Source organism: Streptomyces sp. TM32 (assembly GCF_004122755.1).
Lineage (GTDB): Bacteria > Actinomycetota > Actinomycetes > Streptomycetales > Streptomycetaceae > Streptomyces > Streptomyces sioyaensis.
In genome coordinates, this window is record NZ_SDIG01000026.1 from 35,474 (window position 1) to 60,027 (window position 24,554).

A 24,554-nucleotide genomic window follows, 5' to 3' on the forward strand; every position below is an offset into this window, starting at 1 on the left:
CCCGGCTCACAGCCCGCCGAGGAAGCCCTCCGCCACCTTCCAGGTGCGCTCAGCCGCCTCCGCGTCGTAGTCGGGCAGGTCGGGATCGGTGAACAGATGGCCGGCGCCGGCGTAGCGGTACACCTCTACGTCCGCGCCGGCCCGGCGCATCTGCAGGTACCAGGCATTCAGCCAGTCGTGCGGCTCGTACGGGTCGGGGTCGGCGACGTGCAGCTGCACCGGCAGATCGTCGGCGACGGCGTCCTCCGCGATGTCCGAGGTGCCGTGGAGCAGCAGGAGACCGCGGGTCTTCTCGTCCCCCAGCGCGAGGGTCTGGGCGACCGAGCCGCCGAAGGAGAAGCCGGCGTAGACCAGACCGCGGTCGGAGTACGGTGCCACGGCCGTGATGGCCCGCTTGAGCAGCTCCTCCTTGCCGATCTCGTCCTTGATCAGAATGCCGTCCGGGACCGACTCCGCGGTCCGGCCGTCGAACAGATCGGGGACGATCACCTCGTGTCCCGCGGCGCGCAGCCGGTCGGCCGCGGCGTGCACCGCGGGGCGTAGCCCGCACACCGAATGAAAGAGCACAATCGTCGAAAGCCCGCTGGTCGGGGACTCGGCGGAGGCCGGCACTGACATCACTTCCCTGGGTTGGACCGATCTGTGACCATCGTGCCAGTTACCGTCGCAGTCACCGGGTACCAGCACACCACAGCACCCCGCACCCCACGGAGGAGGAGCCCCGTGCCACTGGAGGACGTACTGCGTCCGGTCGTCGTCATCGGCGGCTCGGTCCTGCTCACGCTCATCCTGGTCTGGCTCGCCGACCGGGCCCTGCGCCGGATCGATGCCGCACACCCCGAGACCCCCCTGTGGGGACTGCTGCGGCGCTGCCGGATACCGCTGCAAGTGGCGCTGTGCGCTGCGCTGTTGCTCGGCTCGTACGACGCGACCGCGGTCAAGCTCATCGACGTCCATGAGCAGGGCATCGGCCAGGCACTGACCCTGGTGCTGATAGCGGCCACCGCCTGGCTGGTGGTCCGGGCCGCGGCGGCCATCGTCGAGTCGTCGTACTCGCGCTACGCGGCCGGCGCCCGGGACGCGGCGCGGGTGCGCCGGGTGCGGACCCAGGTGACGCTGATCCAGCGGGTGGTCACGGCCGTGGTGATAGTCGTCGCGGCCGCCTCGATGCTGCTGACGTTCCCGGCGATGCGGGCGGTGGGCACGTCCATGCTGGCGTCCGCCGGGCTGGTGGGCATCGTCGCCGGTATCGCCGCCCAGTCCACCCTCGGCAATCTCTTCGCCGGGCTGCAGATCGCCTTCGGCGACATGGTGCGGATAGGCGACACGGTCGTCGTGGACGGCGAGTGGGGCACCGTCGAGGAGATCACCCTGACCTTCCTGACCGTCCGGACCTGGGACGAGCGCCGGATCACGATGCCGGTGTCGTACTTCACCGGCAAGCCGTTCGAGAACTGGTCGCGCGGCGGTGCGCAGATGACCGGCACGGTCCTGCTCCACCTCGACCACAGCGCGCCGGTGGAGAAGATGCGGCAGCGGCTGCTGGAGATCCTCCAGGAGTGCCCGGAGTGGGACGGCCGGTCCTGGAGCCTGGTGGTGACCGACACCACACCGTCCACGATCGTGGTCCGGGCCCTGGTCACCGCCCGGGACGCGGATACCATATGGACGGTGCGCTGTGTGGTCCGCGAGCGGCTGCTGGAGTGGCTGCAGGCCGAGCACTCCTACGCGCTGCCGCGGATCACGACCGCACCGGCGCAGCCGGAGCTGCCCCAGGCCCGCCGAGGTGACCAGGCCGGCGCGGACGCCGCCGGCGAGCCGCCGCAGGGCTGAAGCGCGGGCCGGCCCCGTACAGCCGTCGGGTGCCGGCCGTCCCGCGACGGCGTCAGGGCAAACCCCGCAGGCTGCGCACGTCCAGATGGCGCAGTACCCGGTCGACGACCTCCGGGTCCGCGCCCGGTTCGCTGCGGGCCGCCAGCACCTCGTGCCGGGCGGCGGAGAGCATCTCGCCCTGGATGCGCTGCACCTTCTTCATCCGGGCGATGCGCTTCTCGAAGAGCTCGCGCCGCTCGTCGTCGACGATCTCCGGCGCGATCCGGGCGCCGATGTCGTGCGCCCGGCGGGCCAGCTGCTCGCTGATCTCGTCGGACAGCTCCTCGACCTCCAGGATCTCCTTCAGCCGGCGCTTGGACGCCTTGATCACCCGCAGCGCCAGCTCCCGCTCCAGCGCGTCGACCGCGTCGGTGTCGGCCCGCACCCGCAGCCGGCGCACCAGCCAGGGCAGCGTGAGGCCCTGGATGATCAGGGTGGAGAGCACCACCGCGAAGGCGATGAAGAGGATGTCGTCGCGGGCCGGGAACTCGTTGCCGCCGTCGATGGCGTACGGAATGGCCAGTGCCAGCGCCACCGAGGCCACCCCGCGCATCCCCGCCCACCACATGATGAGCGTCTCCCGCCAGCTCATCGGGATGTCCTCGTCGTAGTCGCGGCGCTTGTGCATCCGCTTGGCCAGCCAGGCGGCGGGCAGCAGCCACAGCAGCCGGACGCCGACGACCACCCCGACGACGGCGGCGCCGGCGCCGAGCAGCTGGCCCCAGCGGTGCGAGGCGGCCCCGAAGATGTTGTGCAGCTCCAGGCCGATCAGCCCGAAGGCGACACCGGTGACGAGGGTGTCGACGACCTCCCAGAAGGTGTAGCCCGCCAGCCGGCCCCGCACGTCGTCCGCGTCGACCGCGTGCTCGGCGAGGAAGAGCGCGCAGGTCAGCACCGCCAGCACGCCCGATCCCCGGAACTCCTCGGCCAGCACGTAGGAGACGAACGGCACCAGCAGCGTCAGCCCGATCTGCAGCGTCGGGTCACCGAGCAGCCCCATCAGCTTGTTGGTGAGCCAGCCGAGCGCCAGCCCGACCGCTATGGCGACCACCGCGGACAGCACCAGCGAGCCGAGCGCGGCGGGCACCGAGAAGGTGCCGCTGACCGCGGCGGCGAGCGCGACGTGGTAGAGCACGATGGCGGTGACGTCGTTGAACAGCCCCTCGCCCTCCAGGATGGAGACCATCCGGCGGGGCAGCCCCAGCTTGCCGGCGACGGCGGTCGCGGCGACCGGGTCGGGCGGTGCGACCAGCGCACCGAGCACCACCGCGGCGGCCACCGGCAGACCGGGCACCACCGCCTGGGCGACGGCGGCGACCGCGGCGGTGGTGGCGAAGACCAGCGCCACGGCCAGCAGGAAGATCGGCCGGAGGTTGGCGGTGAACTGCCGCCAGGAGGTGCGCTGCACGGCCGCGTAGAGCAGCGGCGGCAGCACCACCGGCAGGATGAATTCGGGCGGCACCTCGACGTTGGGCACGAACGGCAGCAGCGCCAGCACGGCACCGGCCAGCGTCATCAGTACCGGTGACGGGAGCCCCAGCCGGTCGCCGACCGGAACCATGACCACGGCTCCGAGCAGAAGGACGAACATCAGAGCCAGCTGGTCCACGGTGGCTACGCTCCGGGGTGGTCGGATTCGATCACTTTCGCCCCAGCCTGCCATGGCCCTGACCAGGACCCGCCGTACGGTGCCCGTGGTGGGGCAGTTCGCCGCCGTGTGTCAGTGTGCCGCCGCGCGCCCCGGCGGCGTCAGCTGCTCTCGTCCCGCACGGTGTCCAGCGCGCGCTGCAGATCGTCCGGGTACGTGCTCTCGAACTCCACCCAGCGGCCGTCGGAGGGGTGCTCGAAGCTCAGCCGGACCGCGTGCAGCCACTGCCGGCCGACGCTCAGCCGCTGGGCGAGGGTCGGGTCCGCGCCATAGGTCAGGTCACCGACACAGGGGTGACGGTGGGCGGCCATGTGCACCCGGATCTGGTGGGTGCGGCCGGTCTCCAGCTTGATGTCGAGCAGGCTGGCCGCGCGGAACGCCTCGATCAGGTCGTAGTGCGTGACCGACGGCTTGCCCTCGGCGGTGACCGCCCACTTGTAGTCGTGCTGCGGATGCCGGCCGATGGGGGCGTCGATGGTGCCGCTCATCGGGTCCGGGTGGCCCTGGACCAGGGCGTGGTAGCGCTTGTCGACCGTACGCTCGCGGAACTGCTGCTTGAGCAGGGTGTAGGCGCGCTCGGACTTGGCGACCACCATCAGGCCCGAGGTGCCGACGTCGAGACGGTGCACGATGCCCTGGCGCTCGGCGGCACCGGAGGTCGAGATGCGGTAGCCGGCCGCGGCCAGTCCGCCGATGACGGTCGTGCCGGTCCAGCCGGGACTGGGGTGCGCGGCCACTCCGACCGGCTTGACGATCACGACGATGTCGTCGTCGTCATGCACGATCTCCATGCCCTCGACGGGCTCGGCGACGATCTCGACGGGCGGCGCGGCCTGCGGCATCTCGACCTCCAGCCAGGCTCCGCCGTGCACCCGCTCCGACTTGATCACCTCGGAGCCGTCGACCCGGACCTTCCCGGTGGCCGCGAGTTCGGCCGCCTTCGTACGGGAGAAGCCGAACATCCGGGCCAGCGCGGCGTCGACGCGCTCGCCCTCCAGGCCGTCCGGTACGGGCAGGGTGCGGATCTCGGGAATGGTGCTCACCCCACGAGTATGGCAGTTACGCCATGGTGCCCTGGCCGGCGGTCGGGGCGGCCGGCCCGCGGGACACCGCCCGCCGCCGTGCCCGTCAGTCGTTGTGGACGGTCCCGTCGGGGTCGAGGCCCCGGAAGGAGAGGATCACGATCAGGATGCCGCCGCAGACGATCGCGGAGTCGGCGAGGTTGAAGACCGCGAAGTGCGCGGGGGCGATGAAGTCGACGACCGCGCCCTCGAAGACCCCCGGCGTGCGGAAGATCCGGTCGGTGAGGTTGCCGAAGGCGCCGCCGAGCAGCAGCCCGAGCGCGATCGCCCAGGGCAGGCTGTAGAGCTTGCGGGCGATCCGGGCGATCACCACGATCACGGCGGCCGCGATGAAGGTGAGGAAGATCGTCAGGGCCTCGCCCATCCCGAAGGCGGCCCCGCGGTTACGGATCACCGTGAACTGCAACAGCGTCCCGATGACCTCGATCGGCGCGTGGTGCTCCAGCTTCGCGACGACGAGGAGCTTGCTGCTCAGGTCGAGCAGGTAGACCAGCAGCGCGACCAGCAGCAGGGCGAGGATCCGCCGCCTGCCGCGGCCGGCGTCCGGCCCGGACTGCGCCGGCCGGTCCCCTTCGGCCCCCGTCGTGGGATCCGCTCCGGTACCCGGCTCGGGTTCCGGCGTGCCGGTGATGCGTTCCGCCTCTGCCACGTGTGAGTCCCTCAGCCCGTCGTGTCCACGGCCGGGCCCCGCCCGGCTGAACCACGAGAGTACGGCACGCCTCCACGGACGCGGGCGCTCCGGGTGCCGTCCCGCGACGACCTCCGGCCGCCTCAGCGGCGCTCCTGCTTCTGCTTGCACTCCACGCACAGCGTCGCGCGCGGGAAGGCCTGCATCCGTGCCTTGCCGATGGCGTTGCCGCAGTTCTCGCACAGCCCGTAGGTGCCCGCGTCCAGCCGGCCGAGGGCCCGTTCGGTCTGGTGCAGCATCTCGCGGGCGTTGGAGGCGAGCGCCAGCTCGTGTTCGCGGGTGATGTTCTTGGTGCCGGTGTCGGCCTCGTCGTCGCCCGCGCCGTCGCCGTCACGCATCAGCCCGGCGATGGCGTTCTCGGCCGAGACGATCTCCAGCCGCAGCCGCGCCGACTCGTCCATCAGCTCGGTCCGGGCCGCGGCGACCTCGGCCGGCGTCCAGGGCTTCTCACCGGGCCGTACGGCGAGCTCGCCGGGCGCCGCGGCCACCTTGACCGTCGGTGCCGCGGAGTTCTTGCCGGCTCTCCCGGCCGTTGCGGCCGCAGTCTTCTTCGCCACCACCGTTTTGGCTCCCGTCTTCTTAGCGGGCACCGCGGCCGTCTTGGCCGGAGCCTTTTTCGCGGTCTTCTTCGCGGCCTTCTTGGCCGCTGCCTTCTTCGCCGGCGTCGTCGCCGTCTTCTTCGCGGCGGTCTTCTTCGTGGTCGTCTTCGCCGGCGCGGCCCTCTTGGCCGTGGTCTTCGCCGGGCGGGCCGCGCCGTCCGCCGTCTTCGCCGTCTTCTTCGCCGCCGTCTTCTTCGCCGTCGTCTTCTTGGCCGCGGCCTTCTTCGGCGCGGTCTTCTTCGCTGCAGGCTGCTTCGCGACGGCCTCGTCGGCAGGCGTCGTGCTCTTCTCCGCGGCGGTCTTTTTCGCCACCATGGCCGCGACCCCTTCACATATGTGACATTGTTCGCGAATCGTGACGGGAACGATAAATCGCCACGCGTCACGCGGCAACGGGACGCACCGCCCCTCAGGCCTGCCCACCGGCCCGGACGTCCGGTCTGTCTCGGTTGTGCCCCGCCGTCCGCCCGGTAATCCGCCGGGCGGGCCGGCACCCGACTGCTCGCCATTCGGGTCACGGCGCGGAGCCGGCACGCCCCCGTGCTGCGCCGGTGCCCGGCCCCGCCCGCACGCCGTCGGAAAACCGGTCGGCCGCGGTCGGCGCGGCCCCGTACACTGTGGGGGTGCCCCCTGCTCGAGCGGAGTCGAGAGTTCGGGGGACCAGCGAGAGGCATTGACGGGACGAGTAGCGCCGTACGCAGCCAGCAGCGACCCGGGGACGGTGGAAGCCCGGGGGCGTGCACGACGTGAAGATCACCCCGGAGCCGCCGGAAGAAAGCTCTGAACTGTGGGCTCCGCCCACGGGCCGCAGATCCAGGGCGAGTAGAACCGGCAGCGCGACCCCAATGAGGGGGCGGTGCGACGGCACCGCCAAGGAGGGTGGTACCGCGGGAGCCCAGGCTCTCGTCCCTCCGGACGGAGAACGCAGCAGGTGTCCGCCGGAGGAAGCCCCCGATGAGTCCGCAGCCCCAGTACCGCCAGGTACCCGCCCAGGTAGACCTCCCCGCCCTTGAGCACGCCGTGCTCGAGTTCTGGCGGGAGCAGAAGGTCTTCGCCCGTACCCTCCAGCAGTCCGAGGGGCGGCCCGAGTGGGTCTTCTACGAGGGCCCCCCGACCGCCAACGGCATGCCCGGCGCGCACCACATCGAGGCCCGCGTCTTCAAGGACGTCTTCCCCCGGTTCCGCACGATGCAGGGCTACCACGTCGACCGCAAGGCCGGCTGGGACTGCCACGGCCTCCCGGTCGAGCTGGCCGTGGAGAAGGAGCTGGGCTTCAGCGGCAAGAAGGACATCGAGGCGTACGGCATCGCCGAGTTCAACGCCAAGTGCCGCGAGTCGGTGACCCGCCACACCGACGCCTTCGCCGAGCTCACGACCCGTATGGGCTACTGGACCGACCTGGATGCCCCGTACCGCACGATGGACCCCGACTACATCGAGTCGGTGTGGTGGTCGCTGAAGGAGATCTTCACCAAGGGCCTGCTGGTCCAGGACCACCGCGTCGCCCCCTGGTGCCCGCGCTGCGGCACCGGCCTGTCGGACCACGAGCTCGCGCAGGGCTACGAGACGGTCGTCGACCCCTCGGTCTTCGTCCGCCTCCCGCTGACCTCCGGTCCGCTGGCCGGCCGGGCCAAGCTCCTCATCTGGACGACCACCCCCTGGACCCTGGTCTCCAACACAGCCGTCGCCGCCCACCCCGACGTCACCTATGTCGTGGCCACCGACGGCAGCGAGCAGCTGGTCGTCGCCGAGCCGCTGCTGGAGAAGGCGCTCGGCGAGGGCTGGAGCGCCACCGGCGAGTCGTTCACCGGCCGCGAGATGGAGCGGTGGTCCTACGAGCGCCCCTTCGACCTCGTCGAGCTGGAGGGCGCCAACATCGTCGTCAACGCCGAGTACGTCACCACCGACGACGGCACCGGCCTCGTCCACCAGGCCCCGGCCTTCGGTGAGGACGACCTCAAGACCTGCCGGGCGTACGGCCTGCCGGTGATCAATCCGGTCCGCCCGGACGGCACCTTCGAGGAGCAGCTGGACCTGATCGGCGGCCAGTTCTTCAAGAAGGCCGACGAGGCGCTGGTCGCCGACCTCGGCGCCCGCGGTCTGCTCTTCCGGCACCTCGCCTACGAGCACAGCTATCCGCACTGCTGGCGCTGCCACACCGCACTGCTCTACTACGCGCAGCCCTCGTGGTACATCCGCACGACCGCCGTCAAGGACGCTCTGCTGCGGGAGAACGAGCACACCAACTGGTTCCCGGAGTCGGTCAAGCACGGCCGCTTCGGCGACTGGCTGAACAACAACATCGACTGGGCGCTGTCCCGCAACCGCTACTGGGGCACCCCGCTGCCCATCTGGCGCTGCGCGGAGAACCACCTCACCTGCGTCGGCTCGCTGGCCGAGCTGACCGAGCTGACCGGCACCGACCAGTCGGACCTGGACCCGCACCGCCCGTTCATCGACGAGATCACCTTCGCCTGCCCCACCTGCCGGGGAACCGCGACCCGCGTCCCGGAGGTCATCGACGCCTGGTACGACTCGGGCTCGATGCCGTTCGCGCAGTGGGGCTACCCGTACCGCAACAAGGAGCTGTTCGAGAAGCGCTACCCGGCGCAGTTCATCTCCGAGGCCATCGACCAGACCCGCGGCTGGTTCTACACGCTGATGGCGGTCGGCACCCTCGTCTTCGACAAGTCGTCGTACGAGAACGTGGTCTGCCTGGGCCACATCCTGGCCGAGGACGGCCGGAAGATGTCCAAGCACCTGGGCAACACCCTCCAGCCGATCCCGCTCATGGACCAGCACGGCGCCGACGCGGTCCGCTGGTTCATGGCCGCCGGCGGCTCCCCGTGGGCCGCCCGCCGGGTGGGCCACGGCACCATCCAGGAAGTCGTCCGCAAGACGCTGCTGACGTACTGGAACACCGTCGCCTTCCAGGCGCTGTACGCCCGTACCTCGAACTGGGCGCCGTCCGCCGCCGACCCGGCGCCCGCCGACCGCCCGCTGCTGGACCGCTGGCTGCTCGGCGAGCTGAACACCCTGGTCGAGCAGGTCACCGAGTCCCTGGAGGGCTTCGACACCCAGCGGGCCGGCAAGCTGCTCTCCTCCTTCGTCGACGACCTCTCCAACTGGTACGTCCGCCGCTCCCGCCGCCGCTTCTGGCAGGGCGACGCGGCCGCGCTGCGCACCCTCCACGAGGTCATCGAGACCGTCACCCGTCTCATGGCGCCCCTCACCCCGTTCCTGACCGAGCGGGTCTGGCAGGACCTGGTCGTCCCGGTGACCCCGGACGCCCCGGATTCGGTCCACCTCGCCAGTTGGCCGGTCGCCGACAAGGCCGCCATCGACCCGACGCTGTCCGCCCAGATGCTGCTGGTTCGCCGGCTGGTCGAACTGGGCCGTGCCACCCGCGCCGAGTCCGGCGTCAAGACCCGCCAGCCGCTGTCCCGCGCGCTGGTCGCGGCCCACGGCTTCGCGGCCCTGCCCGAGGACCTGCGCACCCAGATCACCGAGGAGCTCAACGTCAGCTCGCTGGCCTCCCTCTCCGAGGTCGGGGGCTCCCTCGTCGACACCACCGCCAAGGCGAACTTCCGTGCCCTCGGCAAGCGGTTCGGCAAGGGCGTCCAGGCGGTCGCCAAGGCCGTCGCCGCCGCGGACGCCGCGGCCCTCTCGCTCGCCCTGCGCGAGGGCACGGCGAGCGTCGAGGTCGACGGCGAGACCGTCTCCCTCGCCCCCGACGAGGTGATCATCACCGAAACCCCGCGCGAGGGCTGGTCGGTGGCCTCCGACGCGGGGGCGACGGTCGCCCTCGACCTGGAGATCACTCCCGAGCTGCGCCGCGCGGGCCTGGCCCGGGACGCGATCCGGCTGATCCAGGAGGCCCGTAAGAACAGCGGTCTGGACGTCGCCGACCGGATCGCGCTGCGCTGGCAGTCCACCGACGAAGAGGTGCGCACGGCACTGACCGACCACACCGGCCTGATCTCCGACGAGGTGCTCGCCACGGAGTTCGTGAACGAGCAGCACACCGCCGACGAGGTGGACGGTGCCTACGGCCCCGAGTTCACCGACGAGGCCCTGGCCCTCACCTTCCGCCTCCGCAAGGCGTAACCCCGGGCCCGCCCGCACGAAGCCCCCCGGCGCCGCTCGCGCCGGGGGGCTTCGCCGTCCCCGCACCCGCCCCCGGCCGCACGGACAAGTCCACACAAAAGGGCCGGGCCCCGAAGGAATGTTCTTCCTTCGGGGCCCGGCCCTGATTGCCGACCGTGCGCGCTACGCGGGCGTCAGTTGTCGTCCTCGTCGATGAGGAAGCCCCGCATCGGCGACGGCGTCTGCTGCATCGGCTGCGGGCTCTGCGGCCGCACCGGAGCCATCGGCTGGGTCATCGCCGGCGACATCTGCTGCTGACCGCCGTAGGACGGACCACCGCTGGACTGACCGGCCATGGAGTGGTTGCCACCACCCATGGACTGACCGCCACCCATGGTGTGGTTACCGCCCATGGCACCCGCACCGGCCGACGCCATCGACGGGGACGGCGGCAGCGAAGCGGTCGCCGGGGTCCGCGGCGGGGCCAGCGAGTCGTCGGCCTGGTTCTCCAGCTGACGCAGCTGGCTCTCCAGGTAGGACTTCAGCCGCGTGCGGTACTCGCGCTCGAAGCCGCGCAGGTCCTCGACCTTGCGCTCCAGCGTCGCGCGGGCCGACTCCAGCGAGCCCATCGCCACGCGGTGCTTCTCCTGCGCGTCCCGCTCCAGCGCGTCGGCCTTGGCGCGGGCGTCCCGCTCCAGGCCCTCGGCACGGCTGCGCGCCTCGCCGACGATCTTGTTGGCCTCGGAACGGGCCTCCGCGATCGCCTGGTCGGCGGTCTGCTGTGCCAGCGACAGCACGCGTGCCGCGCTGTCACCGCCCGGGCCGCCCTGCTGGCCGCCGGGGCCGGGCAGCTGGGGTCCACCGGGGCCGCCCATCGGGCCGCCCATGGGACCGCCGGGACCCATCGGACCGGGGCCGTGCGGGCCCTGCGGGCCGTGGCCACCGGGACCAGGAGGCAGCTGCGGTGCTCCACCGGGCAGTTGGGGAGGTCCACCCATCCCCTGCTGCTGCGGCGGCACCGGCTGCGGACCGGATATGGCGGCGGGCACAGGGGCCCCGGGCCTCTGCTGCTGCTCCTGCTGCTGGTCCGGTCCCTTGCGCAGACCCTGCTGCTGCTGGTTCTGCGCGGCGGCGCGGGTGGCAGCCGCAAGCTTGGCGCGGAGGTCCTCGTTCTCCCGCAGGAGCCGGGTCAGTTCGGCTTCGACCTCATCGAGGAAGGCATCGACCTCGTCCTCGTCATAGCCTTCTCGGAGGCGGACGGTCGTGAACTGCTTGTTCCGCACGTCCTCGGGGGTCAACGGCATCTCTACTTCACCTCAACGTAGTCGTCGGCAATCGGCAAGACCGTATCGTTCACACCAACAACACCGACCTCACGACGGTGATCAGGATGTACACGATGATCATCAATACGAAGAAGGACAGGTCGAGCGCCACGCCCCCGAGACGCAGCGGCGGAATTACCCGCCGCAGAAGCTTGAGTGGCGGATCAGTGACAGTGTAGGCGGCCTCAAGAATGACCACCATCGCCTTGCCGGGTTGCCATGAACGGGCGAATTGGAACACATAGTCCATCACCAGCCGGAAGATCAACACGATCAGGAAGCAGTACAGCGCGATGTAGATCACCTGACCAAAGACACTCATCTCGCGCTGTCCCTCTCCCCTTGCTCCTGTGCAGACCTTACGGCCCCGGTGTGCCCGGTGTTGCGTCTCAGCTCTGGTTGAAGAACCCGCCCTCTGCGATACGGGCCTTGTCCTCCGCCGTGACATCGACGTTAGCAGGAGACAACAGGAACACCTTCTGCGTCACCCGCTCGATACTGCCGTGAAGACCAAACACCAAACCGGCCGCAAAGTCGACAAGTCGCTTCGCATCGGTGTCATCCATCTCCGTCAGATTCATGATCACCGGAGTGCCCTCACGGAAGTGTTCCCCGATGGTACGGGCTTCGTTGTAGGTCCGGGGGTGGAGTGTGGTGATGCGGTAGGGCTCCCGCTCGGACACAACCTTGGGCATGATCACCGGTGCGTTCTTCTCCAGATTTGGACGTTCGGGTGTGATGGATGACACGGGGGCGATTCGCGCGGGTCGTCCGCTTTCCACGGTGAGCGGGGCCGGTTCACGTTGCGCCGGAGGTGTCACAGCACGGACGGGTTCCTCCCTTTCCGGGGGGATTTCGGGCTGAGCCTGGTGCTGTTGACGCCGCCCCCGATCGGGTTCCGGGTCAAGCTCGGGCTCGAACTCGTCGTCGGGGTCGAACCCCCGGCCGTCGTACCCATCGTCCTCCACGAGGCCGAGGTAGACCGCCATCTTGCGCATCGCGCCGGCCATTCTCTGCGTCCTCCGCTCTGTGGTGGATCGGCTCCGTCAGCAGGGGCCTTGGATCCACGTGGCCTGCCCGCTTGTGCGGGAATGACCATATTTTGTGCTGTGGTCCGACTTGCTTGGCGACGTTACCGGAGCCGTGGTCGGACTCCGAGTACCGCAGTGCCGACGCGCACATGTGTCGCCCCGGCCGCCACGGCATCCTCAAGGTCCGCGCTCATGCCTGCTGACACCATGTTGGCAGCAGGATGCAGCCCGCGCAGGTCGGATGAGATTTCCATGAGCCGTTCGAAAGCGGCGAGTTCACGGCCGGCATACGGCCCGGCCAGCGGTGCGACGGTCATCACACCGTCCAGGCGCAGCCCTTGGGCCCCGGCGATCGTCTCGGCAAGTGCCTCGACTCCGTCCGGCGCCACCCCGCCCCGGTCCCCCCGCTCCCCCGACTCCGCGTCGAGCGCCACCTGGATCAGGCACCCCAGTTCGCGCTCGGCGCGCACCGCCTCCCTGGAGAGGGCGGTGGCGAGCCTGGCCCGGTCGACCGACTGAACAACTCCGGCATATCCGGCCACGGACCGCACCTTGTTCGTCTGCAATTGACCAACGAAGTGCCAATTAAGCGGCAAATCTCCGCATTCAGCGGCCTTGGGAGCGGCCTCCTGATCACGGTTCTCCGCGACCTGCCGCACCCCCAGCTCCGCGAGCAGCCGCACATCGCTCGCGGGGTAGGTCTTGGTGACCACGATCAGGGTCACGTCGGCACGCGGCCGGCCAGCCTTGGCGCAGGCAGCGGAGATACGTTCCTCCACCTGCGCCAGGTTCTGTGCCAGCTGCGTTCTACGGTCGTCCGTCACGGCTCGGCCTCCCCCAGCCCCGGGCCGGGGGCGCCCCGAGCCACACATAGCTCGCGAGCCGCCCCGTCGTACGGTCGCGCCGGTAAGAAAAGTGGTCCGCGGACTCGCGGGTGCAGATGTGGGAATCCTCACGCAACGGCACGCCCGCCGCGGCGAGTTGGGCCCGTACGCCGGCGGTGACGTCCACCGCGGGTGTGCCCCAGCCGGTCGTCGCCCGGGACTCGGGCACCACGGCGGCGACCTCGTCGCGCATCGCCTCGGGCACCTCGTAACACCGCCCGCAGATCGCGGGTCCGGTGTACGCGATGATCCGGGCCGGCTCCGCGCCCTGTTGCACCATCGCCTCGACGACCGCCGGGACGACCCCGGCGACCAGCCCGGGCCGGCCGGCGTGCGCGGCCCCCGCGACCCCGGCGACCGGGTCGGCGAGCAGGACCGGGGTGCAGTCGGCCGTCAGAACGGCGAGCGCAAGACCCCGGCGATCCGTCACCACCGCGTCGACAGCGGGGACGTCCTCGTCTCGCCACGGTCCGTCGACCACGGCGACGTCCCGGCCGTGGACCTGGTTCATCCAGACCACCGCGGCCGGGTCGAGGCCGAGTTCCGCGGCGGCGCGGGCACGGTTGGTGCGGACGGCCTGCGGGTCGTCGCCGACCGCGCCGCCCAGATTGAGCTGCTCATACGGAGCGGCGCTCACCCCGCCCCACCGGTCGGTGAAGGCGAAGTGCGCGCCGCTCTCGTGATGCTGTTTCCCTATCACTTCGCTGCTTTACGTCACTTCAGGAAGTCGGGGACGTCGAGTTCCTCGGCCGCGGAGTCCGAGTACGGACGGGCCGGGGGAACCTGCGGGGCGCTCGCCGGAGGCGAGGACACCTCACCCAGCGAGGAGGACTCGGCCGGGGCCGGCTCCTCGTCGCGTACGGGCACCGAACCCAGTCCGCCGAAGGACGACGACCGCGGCTCGGGCGGAGCGACCGGACGGCTCGGGGCCGGGGCGGGCTCCTCGCGCTTCGGGGTGGACGCGGCGGACTGTGCGTCGCGGCGGGCCGGCGGCTGACCGCCGTCGAAGCCCGCGGCGATGACCGTGACCCGGACCTCGTCACCCAGCGCGTCGTCGATGACCGCACCGAAGATGATGTTGGCTTCGGGGTGTGCCGCCTCGCTGACCAGCTGCGCGGCCTCGTTGATCTCGAAGAGACCGAGGTCGGAGCCGCCGGAGATGGAGAGCAGCACGCCGCGGGCGCCGTCGATGGACGCCTCCAGGAGCGGCGAGGAGATCGCCATCTCCGCGGCGGCCACCGCGCGGTCGTCGCCGCGCGCCGAGCCGATGCCCATGAGGGCGGACCCGGCCTCCGACATCACGGACTTGACGTCGGCGAAGTCGAGGTTGATCAGGCCCGGGGTGGTGATCAGATCGGTGATGCCCTGCACACCCGACAGCAGCACCTGGTCCGCCGACTTGAACGCGTCGAGCACGCTCACCTGACGGTCCGAGATGGACAGCAGCCGGTCATTGGGGATCACGATGAGGGTGTCGACCTCTTCGCGCAGCTGGGCGATGCCGTCCTCGGCCTGGTTGGCGCGACGGCGGCCCTCGAAGGTGAACGGGCGGGTGACCACACCGATCGTCAGGGCGCCCAGCGAGCGCGCGATGTTGGCGACGACGGGTGCGCCGCCGGTGCCGGTGCCGCCGCCCTCTCCCGCGGTCACGAAGACCATGTCGGCCCCCTTGAGGACCTCCTCGATCTCCTCGCGGTGGTCCTCGGCCGCCTTGCGACCCACATCCGGGTTGGCGCCGGCGCCGAGCCCGCGCGTCATTTCGCGGCCGACGTCGAGCTTGACGTCGGCGTCGCTCATCAGCAGCGCCTGCGCATCGGTGTTGATCGCGATGAACTCGACGCCCTTGAGCCCGACCTCGATCATCCGGTTGATGGCGTTCACGCCACCGCCGCCGATGCCGACGACCTTGATGACTGCGAGGTAGTTCTGCGGTGCTGCCACGTCGAAGGCCTCTCGCCTCGAGTTACGTGTCGTCGCCGCACTGCGTGTGGACGCCGACTGATGCCGATGGGACGGTTCGTAGTGCCGACCCGAACCCTAACGTTGAAGTTTAGGGTTACCTGTGCCTGTGTTCCTTGGTTCCATAGTCCCTTTGGAACGAGACACTAAGTCGACAAGGCGCGCACGTTCAACGAACACGCCGAACCTCCCGTTTTTCTTTTCACCCTATGTGATCACCCATAGTCGTAGCCATCCAGGGTGCTGGCCTGCGGCTACGGACGTCAACTCCCGGATACGGCAGGGGCGCTGGGCACCGACACATCGAAGTGGCGCGCGTCACGCGCGGCTTTCACCAGCGCGGCCAGCACCTTTGCCTTTTCGGCGCCCTGTTCGTGGCTACCCCAGGCGACGGTGCGGCCGCCCGCCAGTTCGAGGGTGATGGCGTCGTAGGACCGGACCCGGACCTTCCGGAGGCCCTTGCGCAGCGCCGTGGGCAGATCCTGGGCGACCTCAACAGCGGAGCGTCGCAAACGGTCGGTTCCGAACTGATGCAGACTCGGAGAGTCGGATACGTTCATTTCCAGAAGCGGAACACCCTGGGGGGCCGCCTCCACGGTGGCGAACCGGACACCCTCGGCGTCCACTTCGGCAAACTTTCCGCCCGCTCGCATCAGCAGTTCCGGCATTCTTTCGGTCACATTCAGACCGATTGTGTTCGGCCAGGACCGCTCGACGTCCACGGTCTTGATGCGCGGCAGCCGGTCGCGCAGCCGGCGGGCCAGCGCCTCGGTGTCCACGGAGGCCAGCGGGGCGTTCATCGGGGCATGCGCCGCGGCGACGACCTCATGCGGCGTCAGTACCTCGGTGCCGGTGACCCTGACGCGTTCCACCCGCAGCCAGTTCGAGGCGAAGAGCACCCAGGCGCCGAACGCGCCGAGCAGCAGCACGCCGACCAGGATGATGATCAGACTACGGCGGCCCGGCGCGCGAACGGGAAGGCGCACCCACCCGAATCTTCGCCCCGGGGGCGCCTCGGCGGAGGGCGGGCCGGACGGTGACTTCTGCTCGCCCCGACGGGCGGTTGCCGGTCCGGCCACGCTCCCCTGCCTTCTCTCGTGCGCTACTTGTTGTGCTGCGCAATCGCCTCGTACACCATGCCGACCAACAGCTCGTCGGCGTCCCGGCGGCCGAATTCGGAGGCCGCGCGCGACATCTCGTACAGCCGGTGCGGATCGGCCAGGACCGGGAGCACCTGGCTCTGCACCCAGTCCGAGGTCAGCTGGGCGTCGTCGACCAGCAGACCTCCGCCGGCGTTGACCAGCGGCTGGGCGTTGAGCCGCTGCTCGCCGTTGCCGATGGGCAGCGGGACGAACGCGGCCGGGAGCCCGACGGCGGACAACTCGGCGACGGTCATCGCGCCCGCGCGGCAGAGCATCATGTCGGCCGCGGCGTACGCGAGATCCATCCGGTCCACGTACGGTACCGGGACATAGGGGGGCATCCCGGGCATGTTGTCCGCACGCGGCAGTTCGTTCTTCGGGCCGACCGCGTGCAGGACCTGGATGCCGGCGCGCTGCAGGGCCGGCACGGTGGCCTGGATGACCTCGTTGAGCCGGCGGGCGCCCTGGGAACCGCCGGAGACCAGCAGCGTCGGGAGGTTGGGGTCCAGGCCGAAGGCGGCCCGCGCCTCGGGGCGGACCGCGGCACGGTCCAGGGTCGCGATGGTGCGGCGCAGCGGGATGCCGACGTAGCGGGCCCCGCGCAGCTTGCTGTCGGGGGTGCTGACGGCGACGAACTTGGCGTACCGCGAGCCGATCTTGTTGGCCAGACCGGGCCGGGCGTTCGCCTCGTGGACGATGATCGGCACCCCGAGCCGCTTGGCGGCCAGGTATCCGGGCAGCGCCACATAGCCGCCGAAGCCGACGACGCAGTCGGCCTTGGTGCGCTCCAGGATCTGCTCGGCGGCCTTGATCGTGCCGCGCAGCCGCCCGGGGACGGTGATCAGTTCCGGCGTGGGCTTGCGCGGGAGGGGTACCGCGGGGATCAGCCCCAGCTCATAGCCGCGTTCCGGGACGAGCCGGGTCTCCAGGCCCTTCTCCGTGCCGAGTGCCGTGATCCCCACGGTGGGGTCCTGCCTCCGCAGTGCGTCCGCGAGGGCGAGCGCGGGCTCGATGTGGCCGGCGGTCCCCCCACCGGCGAGTACGACATGCACCGAAATTCACCGCTCTCCGGACGGCCGCTTCTTGACGCGCCGTCTCATCGTCTTCCATCTCACCCCAGCCGGTCTTCTGCCGAAGACCGGCTTCCGCTTCGACCGGGCCGTCAACGCCACCCGTGCAGCGGGCTCGTCCCGCGCGAAGGCGATCAGCAGCCCGATGGCGAACATCGTCGGCAGCAGGGCGGAGCCTCCGTAGGAGAACAGCGGGAGCGGGACACCGGCGATCGGCAGCAGGCCGAGCACCGCACCGATGTTGATCACGGCCTGGGCCGTGATCCAGGTGGTCACACCTCCCGCGGCGTACCGTACGAAGGGGTCCTCCGTGCGTCCGGCCACGCGGATACCCGCATAGCCTAGAGCCGCGAAGAGGGCGAGCACCGACAGCGTCCCCGCCAGACCCAGTTCCTCCCCGGTGATGGCGAAGATGAAGTCGGTGTGCGGTTCAGGGAGTTCTCCCCATTTTTCCATACTCGCGCCGAGGCCGGAACCGAAGAATCCGCCGGACGCCAGGGCGTAGATGCCGTGCACGGCCTGCCAGCACTGGTCCCCGGGCCCCGGATCGGTCGCTCCGATGCAGGCCAGCCGGGACATCCGGTTGGCGCTGGTCTTGATCAGCAACGCCCCGATCAACGTGGCGGCACCCAGCACCCCCACGAACAGCCTGGTCGGCGCACCGGCCAGCCACAGCAGCCCGAAGAGGATCGCCGTGAGAATGATCGCGGTGCCCATGTCGCCGCCGAGCATGATCAGCCCGAGCAGCAGAAAGGCGACCGGGATCAGCGGCACCAGCAGGTGCTTCCACTGCACCAGCAGCTTCTTGTCCTGTTTGCGGGCCAGCAGATCGGCGCCCCACAGCACCAGCGCGAGCTTGCCGAACTCGCTCGGCTGCATCTGGAACGGGCCGCCGAGGTTGATCCAGTTCTGGTTGCCGTTGACCGCGACCCCTATCCCGGGGATCTGCACCAGGCACATCAGGAACACCGAGCCGGCCAGCAGCGGATAGGCCAGCCCGCGGTGCAGCCGCACCGGCATCCGGGACGCGGCCAGCAGCAACCCGCCGCCGAGGACCGCGGCGAGCAGCTGCTTGCGGAAGAAGTACGCCGGGGCCAGGCCGGACTGCAGCGCCTTGATCTGGGACGCCGAGTAGACCATCACCAGGCCCAGCACGGTGATCAGCAGGCTGCCGCCGAGGATCAGGTAGTACGCGGTCAGCGGACGGTCCCAGGCACGCCGCACCCTGACCAGGAAGCCCCGGGGGCCACCGGGGACGCGGCCGCCGCGCGGCCCCCGCACCATGGCGGGCCGGCGCGGCGGACGCGGAGGGGCCGCCTTCGGCGATCGGGCCGTCATCCTCGTCCCCTCCACAGGTGCGCGCGCCGACCGGTCCCGGTGGCGGCGGGGAGAAACGGTCTAGTGATCCCGTGCGGTCAGCTCGCCGACCGCGTCGGCGAAGGCCTCGCCCCGCTTGTTGTAATTGACGAACATGTCCATCGAGGCACAGGCCGGAGCCAGCAGGACGGTATCGCCCGGCTCGGCCAGACGGGTCGCTTCCCGGACCGCCTCGGACATCGCCCCAGTGTCTGTCCGGTCGAGGTCGACCACCGGGACATCGGGGGCGTGTCGCACCAGGGCTTCGCGAATCAGCGCCCGATCGGCGCCGATCAGCACCACGCCGCGCAGCCGGGCCGCGGACTTCTGCACCAGCTCGTCGAAGGTCGCGCCCTTGGCGAGGCCGCCGGCGATCCACACGATGTGCTCGTACGCCGCCAACGACGCCTCGGTGGCGTGGGTGTTGGTGGCCTTGGAGTCGTCGATGTAGGTGACGCCGTCGAACTCCGCGACGTGCTGGATGCGGTGTGCCTCCGGGTGGAAGGCGCGCAGTCCGTCGCGTACCGCGGCGGGCCGGACGCCGAAGGCACGGGCCAGCGCCGCCGCCGCGAGGGCGTTGGCGATGTTGTGCGGGGCGGGGGTGCCGGAACCGGGCGCGATGTCGGAGACCTCGGCGAGCTCCTGGGCCTGCTGTTGCCGGTTCTCCACGAAGGCGCGGTCGACGAGGAGGCCCTCGACGACGCCGAGTTGGGAGGGGCCGGGGGTGCCGAGGGTGAAGCCGATGGCCCGGCAGCCCTCCTCGACATCGGCCTCGCGCACCAGGTCCTCGGTCGCCTTGTCGGCCGCGTTGTACACGCAGGCGACGGTGTTGCCCTCGTAGATCCGGCCCTTGTCGGCGGCGTAGGCCTCCATGGAGCCGTGCCAGTCGAGGTGGTCGGGGGCGAGGTTGAGGACCACGGCGGAGTGCGCGCGCAGCGACGGCGCCCAGTGCAGCTGGTAGCTGGAGAGCTCCACGGCGAGCACGTCGTAGGGGCGCGCACCGTCCTTGCCCTGGCCGAGGACGACATCGATGATCGGGGTGCCGATGTTGCCGACGGCCGTGGTGTGCAGGCCCTCGGCGGCCAGGATCGAGGCCAGCATCCGTACGGTGGTGGTCTTGCCGTTGGTGCCGGTGACCGCGAGCCAGGCGGCGGGCGGCTGCCCCGCGACGGTCTCGCGCAGCCGCCAGGCGATCTCCACGTCGCCGACCACGTCCACCCCGGCCGCGGCGGCCGCCGTGAACAGCGGGCTGTCCGGCTTCCAGCCGGGCGAGGTCACGACGAGGTCGGTGCCCTCGGGGAAGGTCTCACCGTCACCGAGGCGGACGGTCATACCTGCCGCCTCCAGCTCCCGCGCCGCCGCCCGCTGGGTGTCCCCGTCGCCGCCGTCCACGACGGTGACGTGGGCGCCGAGGCCGGCCAGCGCGCGGGCGGCACTGATGCCGCTCACGCCCAGGCCGGCCACGGTGATGTGCTGACCGTCGAATCCCGCGGGAGCGCCGGTCGGACCGTGGGTGGTCACTTCGCTGCCTGCCAACCGCCGTAGAAGATGCCGAGTCCGACGATGACGCACATGCCCTGAATAATCCAGAATCTGACCACCACCAGCACTTCCGACCACCCCTTGAGCTCGAAGTGGTGCTGGAGTGGCGCCATCCGGAAGACCCGCTTACCGGTCAGCCGGAACGAGCCGACCTGGATGACCACGGACATGGTGATCAGGACGAAGAGGCCGCCGAGGATGGCCAGCAGCAGCTCGGTACGGGAGCAGATGGCCAGACCGGCGAGCGCGCCGCCCAGGGCCAGCGAGCCGGTGTCCCCCATGAAGATCTTGGCGGGTGAGGTGTTCCACCACAGGAAGCCGAAGCAGGCACCCATCAGGGCCGAGGCGACGACCGCGAGGTCGAGTGGGTCGCGGACCTCGTAACAGCCGGGCCCCGCGGTGATCTGGTTGGCGCAGGACTCCTGGTGCTGCCAGATGCCGATGAAGGTGTACGCGCCGAAGACCATCACCGAGGCGCCGGTGGCCAGGCCGTCGAGGCCGTCGGTGAGGTTCACGCCGTTGGACATCGCCAGGATCATGAACAGCGCCCAGATCACGAAGATCACCGGGCCGATCTGCCAGCCGAAGTCCTGGGTGAAGGACAGCCGGTCCGAGGCCGGGGTCTGTCCGCGCAGGTCGGCGAATTGCAGCGAGAGCACCGCGAAGGCGATGCCGACGATCAGCTGGCCGGCCATCTTGGCCTTGGCCCGCAGGCCCAGCGAGCGCTGCTTGACGATCTTGATGTAGTCGTCGAGGAACCCGACCAGGCCCATGCCCGCCATCAGGAACAGCACCAGCACACCGGAGAAGGTGGGGTCGCTGGAGGTGATCAGCTTGGTCACGACGTAGGCGATGATCGTGGCCAGGATGAAGGAGATGCCGCCCATGGTGGGCGTGCCCTTCTTGCTGCCGTGCGTCCGCGGGCCGTCATCGCGGATGAACTGCCCGTATCCCTTTTTGGCCAGCAGCTTGATCAGCAGCGGGGTGCCGATCAGGGTCAGGAAGAGCCCGATCGTTCCGGAGAAGAGGATCTGCTTCATCGTGTTCATCGGGATGCGGCTCCACCCTCAGCGCCCGCGGCGCCCGCGGCGCCGCCGTCGTCCAGCAATGCTGCGGCGACCCGCTCCAGCCCCACCGACCTGGACGCCTTCACCAGCACGACATCTCCCGGCCGCAGCTCGCTGCGCAACAGGTCGACCGCCGCCCGCGCGTCGGACACGTGCACCGACTCCTCACCCCACGAACCCTCGTTCTTGGCGCCCATGTCGAGCCACGCCGCTTCCGCGCCGCCGACCGCCACGAGCTTGCTGACGTTGAGTCGGACGACCAGCCGCCCGACCGCGTCGTGTTCGGCGAGTGACTCCTCGCCCAGCTCGGCCATCTCACCGAGCACCGCCCACGTGCGCCCGCCCTCCGCCTTGGCGGCGGCGCCCATGGCGACCAGCGCTCGCAGCGCCGCTCGCATGGACTCGGGGTTCGCGTTGTAGGCGTCGTTGACGACCGTCACGCCGTCCGCGCGCTCGGTGACCTCCATACGCCAGCGGGAGAGCGTGCCGGCTTCGGAGAGCGCGGAGGCGATCTCGTCCACGGGCATGCCCAACTCATGGGCTACGGCGGCCGCGGCGAGCGCGTTCGACACGTGGTGCTCACCGTACAGCCGCATGGTCACATCACTGCACCCGGAGGGTGTGTGAAGCGTAAATGCGGGCTGTCCGAGCGCCGTGAGACGGACATTCTCGGCACGCACATCGGCGTCCGCGGCCTCACCGAACAGGACCGTACGGGCCGTTGTGCGCACCGCCATGGCACGGACGTACGGATCGTCGGCGTTGAGCACCGCGATCCCGCCCTCCGCCGCGGACGGCAGCGCCTCGACGAGTTCGCCCTTCGCCGCGGCGATCTGCTCGCGACCGCCGAACTCGCCGATGTGCGCGGAGCCGACGTTGAGCACCACACCGACCCGCGGCGGGGTCAGCCCGGCGAGGTAGCGGATGTGGCCGACGCCGCGGGCGCCCATCTCCAGGACGAGGTGACGGGTCGTCTCATCGGCGCGCAGCGCGGTCAGCGGCAGCCCGATCTCGTTGTTGAGGTTGCCCTCGGGCCAGACGGTCGGGCCGTGCCGCTGCAGCAGTTGGGCGAGCAGGTCCTTGGTGCTGGTCTTGCCGGCCGAGCCGGTCAGCCCGACGACGGTGGTGCCGAGCCGCTCGACGACGGCGCGGGCGAGCGCGCCGAGCGCGGCGGTGACGTCGTCGACGACGATCGCGGGGACGCCGACGGGGCGGGCGGCCAGAACAACCACCGCGCCCGCCTCCACGGCACCCCGGGCGAAGTCATGGCCGTCGACGCGTTCCCCGGCGAAGGCCACGAACAGCGAGCCGGGGCAAACCGCGCGGGAGTCGGCCACGACCGGTCCGGTCACCCGGCGGTCGTCGTCCGGTATGTCGTACTGCTGCCCGCCGACGATGCTCGCGATCTCGGCGAGCGACAGGGAGATCACAGGTCACCCCCGTCGAGGGGCGGGCGGTGACGGTAAGCGGATTGTGCGCACATGGAGGTGTGTCATCCCTGGTGGTTCGGCTGCTGCGACTGCTGTGGCTTCAACGAGTCCTCGATGGCACCGCGCAGCACCTGGCGGTCGTCGAAGGGGCGTACCACTCCGGCGATGTCCTGGCCCTGCTCATGGCCCTTGCCCGCGACGATCACGGTGTCGCCGGGCTCGGCGCGCGCGACGGCGGCGGCGATGGCGGCGGCCCGCTCCTCCTCGACCAGCACCGTGCCGCGTTCGTGGATCGGCACCTCGGCGGCGCCCGCGAGCATGGTGGCGAGGATCGCGAGCGGGTCCTCGTTACGGGGGTTGTCGGAGGTCAGGACGGCCGTGTCGGCGAGCCGGGCCACCGCGGCGCCCATCGGGCCGCGCTTGTGCGGATCGCGGTCGCCGCCGCAGCCGAGGACGGCGTGCAGCTTGCCGTCGGTGACCTTGCGCAGCGCGCGCAGAACCGATTCGACGGCGTCGGTCTTGTGGGCGTAGTCGACGACCGCCAGATACGGCTGGCCGGCGTCGATGCGCTCCAGACGGCCGGGGACGCCGGGCACCGCGGCCACGCCGTCGGCCGCGGTCTGCGCGTCGATACCGGCGACGACCAGCGAGACGATCGCGGCGAGCGCGTTGGCGACGTTGAAGGGGCCGGCGATCGGGGAGGCGGCGCGCACCGTCTGCCCGTCCGGGCCGTGCACGGTGAAGGTCGAGCCGAGGGTGCCGACCTCGACGTCCGCGGCGCGCCAGTCGGCGTCCGGGTGGCCCTCCGCGGAGAAGGTGGTGACCGGGACCTCGGACTCGCCCTCGGCCAGGCGCTTGCCGTACTCGTCGTCGAGGTTGACCACGCCGGCGCGGCTGCGGGCCTTGGTGAACAGCTGGGCCTTGGCCTGGAAGTAGTCCTCCATGCCGGAGTGGAACTCCATGTGCTCCGGGCTGAGGTTGTTGAAGATCGCGACGTCGAAGACGCAGCCGTCGACCCGGCCGAGGACCAGGGCGTGGCTGGAGACCTCCATGGCGACCGCACGGACCCCGCGCTCACGCATCACGGCGAACAGTGCCTGCAGGTCGGTGGCTTCGGGGGTGGTGCGCTCGGACTTGATCCGCTCGTCGCCGATACGGGTCTCGACGGTGCCGATCAGGCCCGTGAGCCCGCCGTCGGGGCGCTTGGCCGCGGCGGCCCGCAGCCCGCCCTCGATGAGGTACGCGGTGGTGGTCTTGCCGGAGGTGCCGGTGATGCCGATCTGGAGGAGGTCCTCGCCCGGCGTTCCGTAGATCGAGACGGCCAGGGCGCCCATCCGCGCGCGGGGGTTCTCGACGACGAGGACCGGCAGGCCGGTCGCGGCGGCGCGCTCGGCGCCGGAGGGGTCCGTCAGGATCGCCGCGGCACCGAGGTCGGCGGCCTGGGCGACGAAGTCGGCGCCGTGCAGACGGGCGCCGGGCAGCGCGGCGTAGACATCGCCGGGGCGGACCGCCCGGGAGTCATGGGTGATGCCGGTGACCATGACATCGGTGTGGGCGGCGGCGGGGGCCGGGCATCCCAGCTGCTCGGCGAGGTCCACCAGGGGTGTGGGGCGGACCCGGTCAGGGCGGGGTGCGCCCGGATAGGTGCCGGGACCGCCCTTCTCGGCGTGCTGGGCTTTCGGGGACTGATCAGCGTGTGACACGGCGGTGAGCGTACCGGGCACAGTGGGCCCGGGGCGAAGTGAGGGCTGTGGTGGGGGGCAGCTTCCGGGG

General features: G+C 70.7%; 20 protein-coding genes. 2 read left to right on the plus strand and 18 right to left on the minus strand.

Annotation, left to right across the window (positions count from 1 at the left end):
- Positions 1-6: 6 nt before the first annotated feature.
- Positions 7-618, minus strand: a complete 612-nt coding sequence (locus EST92_RS09250) for a dienelactone hydrolase family protein (RefSeq protein WP_174243966.1) — start codon at positions 616-618, stop codon at positions 7-9.
- 111 nt (positions 619-729) lie between these two features.
- On the opposite strand from EST92_RS09250, the gene EST92_RS09255 reads away from it, so the two are divergent.
- A complete protein-coding gene (locus EST92_RS09255; RefSeq protein ID WP_129280475.1) occupies positions 730-1,833 on the plus strand; it encodes a mechanosensitive ion channel domain-containing protein in 1,104 nt (367 codons plus the stop codon).
- 52 nt (positions 1,834-1,885) lie between these two features.
- Here the strand turns inward: EST92_RS09255 and EST92_RS09260 are convergent, their stop codons facing one another.
- The 4 genes from EST92_RS09260 to EST92_RS09275 all read right to left on the minus strand — a co-directional run bounded on the left by EST92_RS09260 (position 1,886) and on the right by EST92_RS09275 (position 6,204).
- A complete protein-coding gene (locus EST92_RS09260) occupies positions 1,886-3,481 on the minus strand; it encodes a Na+/H+ antiporter (RefSeq protein WP_129280459.1) in 1,596 nt (531 codons plus the stop codon).
- 140 nt (positions 3,482-3,621) lie between these two features.
- On the minus strand, positions 3,622-4,563 hold the full coding sequence (locus EST92_RS09265; RefSeq protein WP_129280460.1) for an RluA family pseudouridine synthase: 942 nt from the start codon (positions 4,561-4,563) through the stop codon (positions 3,622-3,624).
- Between the two features lie 85 nt (positions 4,564-4,648).
- Positions 4,649-5,251, minus strand: coding sequence for a signal peptidase II (lspA, locus tag EST92_RS09270; RefSeq protein WP_129280461.1), 603 nt, complete (start codon positions 5,249-5,251; stop codon positions 4,649-4,651).
- A 122-nt stretch (positions 5,252-5,373) separates the two neighbouring features.
- A complete protein-coding gene (locus tag EST92_RS09275; protein ID WP_129280462.1) occupies positions 5,374-6,204 on the minus strand; it encodes a TraR/DksA C4-type zinc finger protein in 831 nt (276 codons plus the stop codon).
- A gap of 639 nt (positions 6,205-6,843) precedes the next feature.
- On the opposite strand from EST92_RS09275, the gene ileS reads away from it, so the two are divergent.
- A complete protein-coding gene (gene ileS, locus EST92_RS09285) occupies positions 6,844-9,996 on the plus strand; it encodes an isoleucine--tRNA ligase (protein ID WP_129280463.1) in 3,153 nt (1,050 codons plus the stop codon).
- Positions 9,997-10,169: 173 nt separating this feature from the next.
- Here the strand turns inward: ileS and EST92_RS09290 are convergent, their stop codons facing one another.
- From EST92_RS09290 to EST92_RS09350, 13 genes are all read right to left on the minus strand, one after another.
- A complete protein-coding gene (locus EST92_RS09290; protein ID WP_129248002.1) occupies positions 10,170-11,279 on the minus strand; it encodes a DivIVA domain-containing protein in 1,110 nt (369 codons plus the stop codon).
- 49 nt (positions 11,280-11,328) lie between these two features.
- Positions 11,329-11,622 (minus strand): YggT family protein, encoded by a 294-nt coding sequence (locus EST92_RS09295; RefSeq protein WP_042162056.1) that lies wholly within the window; start codon positions 11,620-11,622, stop codon positions 11,329-11,331.
- Positions 11,623-11,689: 67 nt separating this feature from the next.
- The gene (sepF, locus tag EST92_RS09300; RefSeq protein ID WP_006606158.1) at positions 11,690-12,310 is read right to left on the minus strand and encodes a cell division protein SepF; all 621 of its coding nucleotides are present in this window, start codon (positions 12,308-12,310) and stop codon (positions 11,690-11,692) included.
- Positions 12,311-12,432: 122 nt separating this feature from the next.
- On the minus strand, positions 12,433-13,155 hold the full coding sequence (locus EST92_RS09305; RefSeq protein ID WP_254068675.1) for a YggS family pyridoxal phosphate-dependent enzyme: 723 nt from the start codon (positions 13,153-13,155) through the stop codon (positions 12,433-12,435).
- Positions 13,139-13,915, minus strand: coding sequence for a peptidoglycan editing factor PgeF (gene pgeF, locus EST92_RS09310; protein ID WP_129280464.1), 777 nt, complete (start codon positions 13,913-13,915; stop codon positions 13,139-13,141). The genes EST92_RS09305 and pgeF overlap by 17 nt, the downstream gene beginning before the upstream one ends.
- A 14-nt stretch (positions 13,916-13,929) precedes the next feature.
- The gene (ftsZ, locus tag EST92_RS09315) at positions 13,930-15,156 is read right to left on the minus strand and encodes a cell division protein FtsZ (RefSeq protein WP_129280465.1); all 1,227 of its coding nucleotides are present in this window, start codon (positions 15,154-15,156) and stop codon (positions 13,930-13,932) included.
- A gap of 281 nt (positions 15,157-15,437) precedes the next feature.
- A complete protein-coding gene (locus tag EST92_RS09320; protein WP_275540858.1) occupies positions 15,438-16,100 on the minus strand; it encodes an FtsQ-type POTRA domain-containing protein in 663 nt (220 codons plus the stop codon).
- A 176-nt stretch (positions 16,101-16,276) separates the two neighbouring features.
- Positions 16,277-17,368 carry an undecaprenyldiphospho-muramoylpentapeptide beta-N-acetylglucosaminyltransferase gene (gene murG, locus EST92_RS09325; RefSeq protein ID WP_129280467.1) on the minus strand — a complete coding sequence of 364 codons (1,092 nt, stop codon included), beginning with the start codon at positions 17,366-17,368 and terminating at the stop codon, positions 16,277-16,279.
- 6 nt (positions 17,369-17,374) lie between these two features.
- Complete coding sequence (gene ftsW, locus EST92_RS09330; RefSeq protein ID WP_254068686.1) at positions 17,375-18,670, minus strand: putative lipid II flippase FtsW; 1,296 nt, start codon at positions 18,668-18,670, stop codon at positions 17,375-17,377.
- 114 nt (positions 18,671-18,784) lie between these two features.
- Positions 18,785-20,263, minus strand: coding sequence for a UDP-N-acetylmuramoyl-L-alanine--D-glutamate ligase (murD, locus tag EST92_RS09335; RefSeq protein WP_129280476.1), 1,479 nt, complete (start codon positions 20,261-20,263; stop codon positions 18,785-18,787).
- Positions 20,260-21,324: a phospho-N-acetylmuramoyl-pentapeptide-transferase gene (gene mraY / locus EST92_RS09340; protein ID WP_129248037.1), complete on the minus strand. Its 1,065-nt coding sequence runs from the start codon at positions 21,322-21,324 to the stop codon at positions 20,260-20,262. The genes murD and mraY overlap by 4 nt, the downstream gene beginning before the upstream one ends.
- A 5-nt stretch (positions 21,325-21,329) precedes the next feature.
- On the minus strand, positions 21,330-22,781 hold the full coding sequence (murF, locus tag EST92_RS09345) for a UDP-N-acetylmuramoyl-tripeptide--D-alanyl-D-alanine ligase (RefSeq protein ID WP_129280469.1): 1,452 nt from the start codon (positions 22,779-22,781) through the stop codon (positions 21,330-21,332).
- A 62-nt stretch (positions 22,782-22,843) separates the two neighbouring features.
- On the minus strand, positions 22,844-24,554 hold a 1,711-nt coding region (locus EST92_RS09350; protein WP_254068677.1), incomplete at its 5' end, for a UDP-N-acetylmuramoyl-L-alanyl-D-glutamate--2,6-diaminopimelate ligase.

Excerpts from the sequence above, each read along its gene's own strand:
- EST92_RS09290 (WP_129248002.1), bottom strand. The coding sequence starts at position 11,279 with ATGCCGTTGACCCCCGAGGACGTGCGGAACAAGCAGTTCACGACCGTC.
- sepF (WP_006606158.1), bottom strand. The coding sequence starts at position 12,310 with ATGGCCGGCGCGATGCGCAAGATGGCGGTCTACCTCGGCCTCGTGGAG.
- mraY (WP_129248037.1), bottom strand. The coding sequence starts at position 21,324 with ATGAAGCAGATCCTCTTCTCCGGAACGATCGGGCTCTTCCTGACCCTG.
- EST92_RS09250 (WP_174243966.1), bottom strand. The coding sequence starts at position 618 with ATGTCAGTGCCGGCCTCCGCCGAGTCCCCGACCAGCGGGCTTTCGACG.
- EST92_RS09295 (WP_042162056.1), bottom strand. The coding sequence starts at position 11,622 with ATGAGTGTCTTTGGTCAGGTGATCTACATCGCGCTGTACTGCTTCCTG.
- ileS (WP_129280463.1), top strand. The coding sequence starts at position 6,844 with ATGAGTCCGCAGCCCCAGTACCGCCAGGTACCCGCCCAGGTAGACCTC.
- ftsW (WP_254068686.1), bottom strand. The coding sequence starts at position 18,670 with ATGGTGCGGGGGCCGCGCGGCGGCCGCGTCCCCGGTGGCCCCCGGGGC.
- EST92_RS09275 (WP_129280462.1), bottom strand. The coding sequence starts at position 6,204 with ATGGTGGCGAAAAAGACCGCCGCGGAGAAGAGCACGACGCCTGCCGAC.